Source organism: Acinetobacter boissieri (assembly GCF_900096955.1).
Classification (GTDB): domain Bacteria; phylum Pseudomonadota; class Gammaproteobacteria; order Pseudomonadales; family Moraxellaceae; genus Acinetobacter; species Acinetobacter boissieri.
Genome location: NZ_FMYL01000020.1, coordinates 1 through 5,277 on the forward strand (window position 1 = coordinate 1; position 5,277 = coordinate 5,277).

6 protein-coding genes are annotated in these 5,277 nt (G+C 32.6%); 2 read left to right on the forward strand and 4 right to left on the reverse strand.

Features of this window, described 5'->3' with window-relative positions; genetic code table 11:
- Positions 1-369: 369 nt before the first annotated feature.
- Together BLS38_RS12705 and BLS38_RS13380 are read right to left on the reverse strand one after the other, a co-directional pair.
- A complete protein-coding gene (locus tag BLS38_RS12705) occupies positions 370-933 on the reverse strand; it encodes a recombinase family protein (RefSeq protein ID WP_092750185.1) in 564 nt (187 codons plus the stop codon).
- 189 nt (positions 934-1,122) lie between these two features.
- The gene (locus BLS38_RS13380; RefSeq protein ID WP_092750187.1) at positions 1,123-1,317 is read right to left on the reverse strand and encodes an ogr/Delta-like zinc finger family protein; all 195 of its coding nucleotides are present in this window, start codon (positions 1,315-1,317) and stop codon (positions 1,123-1,125) included.
- Between the two features lie 319 nt (positions 1,318-1,636).
- On the opposite strand from BLS38_RS13380, the gene BLS38_RS12715 reads away from it, so the two are divergent.
- A complete protein-coding gene (locus BLS38_RS12715) occupies positions 1,637-2,920 on the forward strand; it encodes a glycoside hydrolase family 68 protein (RefSeq protein ID WP_092750189.1) in 1,284 nt (427 codons plus the stop codon).
- Between the two features lie 126 nt (positions 2,921-3,046).
- Positions 3,047-3,355, forward strand: a complete 309-nt coding sequence (locus tag BLS38_RS12720) for a phage holin, lambda family (protein ID WP_092750191.1) — start codon at positions 3,047-3,049, stop codon at positions 3,353-3,355.
- A gap of 218 nt (positions 3,356-3,573) precedes the next feature.
- On the opposite strand, the gene BLS38_RS12725 is transcribed toward BLS38_RS12720, so the two are convergent.
- Positions 3,574-4,071 carry a plasmid replication DNA-binding protein gene (locus tag BLS38_RS12725; protein WP_213030522.1) on the reverse strand — a complete coding sequence of 166 codons (498 nt, stop codon included), beginning with the start codon at positions 4,069-4,071 and terminating at the stop codon, positions 3,574-3,576.
- Positions 4,072-4,130: 59 nt separating this feature from the next.
- Positions 4,131-5,030: a replication initiation protein RepM gene (gene repM / locus BLS38_RS12730; RefSeq protein WP_092750193.1), complete on the reverse strand. Its 900-nt coding sequence runs from the start codon at positions 5,028-5,030 to the stop codon at positions 4,131-4,133.
- Positions 5,031-5,277: the final 247 nt, after the last annotated feature.

Genomic DNA, 5,277 nt, shown 5'->3' on the forward strand with positions numbered 1-5,277 from the left:
CTGAAAGCCTTGCCATATGGGCTTCTCAGGCCTCCTAAAAATATTAAAAATATTAAAAATATTAAAAATAGAAAAAACTATAGAAAAATTGTGGATAAAAACTTGAATTAACTTAATCCATAGCAGGTAATAATATAATTACCTAACTCTTTAAAACCAGAAATTCAAATAAAATATAAAGACAGAAACCGTTACGAGGCTCTATAAGCAATAAAAATACTGAGTTGTACCCTAAGACCAAAAAGATAAAAAAATCGATTAGAACGCAAAATAGAGCCATTTAAGCACATAAAAAGCCTATATCAACTTTATTGAATAAAAGTGAATAAGAACAAATAAATTTTAATTGTATAAAATCTATGAAATTGCCTAAGCTGAATTAATCAATTTCATCGCTCTTTGAACAGTTGCTATACTTACCCCAAAAGATTTAGCAACTTTACGAAAAGAAGCACCATCTTTAGACATTTCAATATGCAACAAATTATAATTCACTTTTCTACTACGACCTTTATAAACCCCCTTTTGTTTAGCTTTCAAAATTCCTTCTTTTTGTCGTTCTTTAATCATTGCTCTTTCAAACTCAGCAAAACTCGCCAACATTTGAAACATTAATTTATTCATTGCTGAGTGATGTTGATCTTGTTTAAAAATAAGATTCTCTTTATGAAAATAAACAGTTACGCCCTGCTCATTCAATTTTATAATTAGATGATTTAAATCATTAGTATTTCTAGCTAGTCGATCAATACTATGAACATGTAAAATATCTCCATCACGTAAGTAATCAAGCATTAAAATTAATTGAGGACGATCTATTGTTCCAGCACTCATCTTTTCAATAAAAACCTTATCTAAAAAAACATCACTCAACTGGCGATCTGTATTTTGTTCAATAGAACTAACGCGTATATATCCAACATTATTTGACATAAAGTGTATCGATAAGATTTAGACCTATAAATACTAGGTGTATCTAAATATAAAGACAATTCTAAAGATACGTTATTTTAATGAATTCTGAAAAAAACCTACTGTATGGATAGAGTATACTCTATCCATACAGTAGGTTTAAAATATATGATTACTTAGGCTTTTTAATAACTATAATATTAATTAATATTATCTAGAAACTCTAAAAGGTAAATTATTTTTAAATAGAGGCTGAGAAATAATTTTATCGATACTTTCAATAGTTTTAAATGTTGTAGAACAATTAATATTCTGACATTGATAATAAACTTCTTTTGTTTGTCCAGATAAATATCGACTAGTTCTGGTGTGAGAAGCATGGTTACAAACAGGACATCGCATCATAAATATTTCCTCTTATTTAAGTTAAATATTTGTTATTTATAAAATATTTGTATTGTATTTCGGGAAGAACTTTACTATTTTTAAAACATAGGTATATATAGTTTTTTTGTTATTTATTCATATTTAAAATATATGATTTTTTTACAAAATTACTATTATTAGCTGTTCTACAAGATACCAAACAACATATAAACACTAACTCTAATATAAAATGTTGTACCACATTTTAAACAGCCATATTTTATATTTTTTTAATAAAAATAATTCTATTTTTCTAATTGTCGATTTACTCAACATTCAAGCAAAAAGGAAAATAGACATGGCGAATACTCCAGTTTATGCAAAAAATTATCCAAGTTATACATCTACCATTTGGACACGTGCAGATGCACTGAAAGTTCATGAAGATGATCCAACAACAACCCAACCATTAGTTGATAAAGAATTTCCAATTTTAAATGATAAGCTTTTTATTTGGGACACCATGCCTTTACGTTCATTAGATGGAACAATTGTTTCAGTTGATGGCTGGTCAGTTATCTTTACGCTTACTGCTGACCGTAGCCCTGAAAAGTTTACTGATGCAAAAGGAAATTATGACATCACAGCTGACTGGAATGATCGTCACGGTCGTGCACGTATTTGTTTTTGGTACAGCCGTACTGGTAAAGACTGGATCTTTGGTGGTCGTGTTATGAAAGAAGGCGTTTCGCCTACAACAAGAGAATGGGCTGGTACACCTATCTTGCTCTCAAAGAAAGGCGTTGTAGATCTTTACTACACATGTGTTACTCCAGGTGCAACAATTGCAAAAGTTCGTGGCCGTATTAAAACATCAAGTACAGGTGTTACTGTTGAAGGATTTACCACAGTAAAAGAGCTTTTTTCGGCTGATGGTAAGTATTATCAAACAGAAGATCAAAACACCTATTGGAATTTCCGTGATCCATGCCCGTTTTTGGACCCTGTAGATGGTCGTTTATACATGGTGTTTGAAGGTAACGTTGCTGGAGATCGCGGAACACATCAAATTGGGACTAATGAAATGGGAGCCGTACCACCAGGCTATTCAAATGTTGGTGGAGCACGTTATCAAACTGGATGTATTGGCTTGGCTGTTGCCAGCGATATAAGTGGCGACAATTGGGAGCTTTTACCACCGTTAGTTACTGCAGTAGGAGTTAATGATCAAACAGAACGCCCACACTATGTATTTAAAGATGGAAAATACTACCTGTTTACCATTAGCCATAAATATACCTATGCAGATGGTTTAACTGGACCCGACGGCGTATATGGATTTGTTAGTGAAAATCTTACGGGGCCATACCGCCCAATGAACAGCTCAGGTTTAGTATTAGGTAACCCATCATCACAGCCATATCAAACGTATTCACACTATGTTATGCCAAATGGGTTGGTCACATCATTTATTGACTCTGTTCCGTTTCCAACGCCAAATCCTGACGATTTACAATATCGTATTGGTGGAACAGAAGCACCAACTGTACGAATTAAACTAGACGGCGACCGTTCATTTGTGGTTGAAACCTTAGATTACGGTTATATCCCTGCAATGAAGGACTATACGATCAGTAGTTAATTGATCATATACTCTTGAATGATCTCTACTGAGATCATTCTTAAGAGGAGTTAATGATGGGTACCATAGTTATATATATCATTTGCCTAAAGTTCTTCTTTTAAGTCAAAAATTGGGGAGGCATAAATGTCCTTTGATGAAAGCCAATTTTTTGATTTACTTCGTTCTTGGTGGCACGGTGATGTTCCAATTGGTGGTGTAGTCATGGCTATAATCATGGCGACACTTAGAATGTCTTATTCAGGTGAAACCTGGAAAGCAACCATTGTTGAAGCACTACTTTGTGGTGCATTGACGCTTACAGCTGTGTCTGCAATGAATTATCTAGGTATTTCTAAGGACGTAACGGTTGCAATAGGTGGTTTTATCGGATTTCTTGGTGCAAATAAAATTAAAGTTATTGTTAATAAATTACTTAGCAAGAAACTTAAATAAAATGAATAGACTTTGTTTATATCAGTTTCATGTCATATGACTTGTGAACATGATATACAACTCAATTTATTTCTTATTAAATTATACTTCTATTGCTTTGTCGGGATAGGGGTATAATCTTTATATCTAGACGTATCTCAAATACCTTGATTATATTTAGCTTACTGGGTTATTCAGGTTATTTAAAATTACACTCCAGCGAATATTCTAATCTAATTTTACTCCGTAATTCGAAGAATTAGTCTCGATAAAAATCCCTTCTTTTTTACTAGAATATTTTTAGATAATACATCATCAGTATTTTTTTCAACGTTCTTATCTTCTGTTAAAGAAAAAGTTTCTTCTGGTGGTACATACGGCGTTTTTAACTCAATCAAAGTAAGTAAAGTATCAATTCGTGTATTTGCTTGAGCCTCTCGTGTTTCGGCTTTTTCTAATTGTTTTGTCAAAAGATCAATCTGTTTTTGAAGCTCTTTAATGGTTGTATCGGTGTTTTTAGAAGTGTATTCAGATGTATTATTTATGTTATCTAAATACGTATTCATGTGTATTGTATTTGTTTTTAAGATCGGCTCTCCATAGACTCTAAGTAATTCTGAAAAATCAATCACTCCATTATAGTCACGACTTAAGATGCCGTTTTTTATGTCTTTATAGATTGTTGCACGTGATTTTTTATAAAGCTTTGCGACATCGCTAATCGTGTATTTTGTCATTGTATTCTTCACTGTATTTTGGTGTACTATAAATTGTATTCTTCAATACACTCTTGTATTTAATGTGTTTTTATACGCCTCAGAAATAATGCATATTTTTCTTGATATTCAGTTTGGGTAAGTTGCTTTGCAATTCGATGTGAGAAATCCAAGTAACTTTCACCAATATGGCTGAATTTTCCTGAAAATTCAGAATCTTTAATCAACTGACGTGCAAATAGCTGTGCTTGCTTTTCAGATATTATTTTTTTGACATTTTCTTTATGTTTAAAATGAAAGCTAAACCCAATAATTGTGCGCCCTTGCTTGTGTTGCTCATAGTACGCCGTGATATCTGTATGTTTGTTTAACTGATCAATTGCTATATGCAGAACTTTCTCTTTGAACTGTCCCATACGTTGATATTTATCATTACCAATACCCAGTTTAGATCTTAAATCGATGAGATCAATAACAGGGGTTTTTCCTGTACGGCGCCAAGCTATTAACAGTTCGTATAATCGTATGGCATAACCACTTGTTAAATATGCAACCTGTCTCAATTGATAACTTGTTAAATGTTTTTCTAAATAAGTAATTAATGGAAGAACTGCTGGTGCAAAAGTAAATTCAATTGATGCCGAATGATCGACGTAAGCGATATCAGAAACCCATCTAGTTGTTTTATGTATAACCCCCCTCTCACGTGGCTCTTGATAGCTGAATTGACGTGAGAATAGCGATTTACAAGCATCTTTTAGTGTTTCATAAGCAGTACTTTGATTTACACCAAATGTTTCAATATAGCTATCGGCTGTAATTGCTATCGGCTGATCAAAGCTTACTGAATAAAGTTGGTTATTGTGTGTCTTTTTTCGAAGAATAACGATCGCCAATAAAATTAAGCGTTGCTCAACAACGCCTAAGCTATAACTGGCATTAATTAGTGCATTATCTTTTACAACCAGGTCATTCTTCATATAAGTACACTTATATTATAAAGGTGTATTAGTACACTTAGATTATAGAGGTGTCAATAGTATCGGAATTGGTGTACTTATATATCGGAATTGGTGTACTTATATATCGGAATTGGTGTACTTATATATCGGAATTGGTGTACTTATCAAGCCTGAAAGCCTTGCCATATGGGCTTCTCAGGCCTCCTAAAAATATTAAAAATATTAAAAATATTAAAAATAGAAAAAACTATAGAAAAATTGTGGA

Bases quoted from the DNA above. Each gene is read 5' to 3' on its own strand.
- BLS38_RS12705 (WP_092750185.1), bottom strand. From the start codon at position 933: ATGTCAAATAATGTTGGATATATACGCGTTAGTTCTATTGAACAAAAT.
- BLS38_RS13380 (WP_092750187.1), bottom strand. From the start codon at position 1,317: ATGATGCGATGTCCTGTTTGTAACCATGCTTCTCACACCAGAACTAGT.
- BLS38_RS12715 (WP_092750189.1), top strand. From the start codon at position 1,637: ATGGCGAATACTCCAGTTTATGCAAAAAATTATCCAAGTTATACATCT.
- BLS38_RS12720 (WP_092750191.1), top strand. From the start codon at position 3,047: ATGTCCTTTGATGAAAGCCAATTTTTTGATTTACTTCGTTCTTGGTGG.
- BLS38_RS12725 (WP_213030522.1), bottom strand. From the start codon at position 4,071: ATGACAAAATACACGATTAGCGATGTCGCAAAGCTTTATAAAAAATCA.
- repM (WP_092750193.1), bottom strand. From the start codon at position 5,030: ATGAAGAATGACCTGGTTGTAAAAGATAATGCACTAATTAATGCCAGT.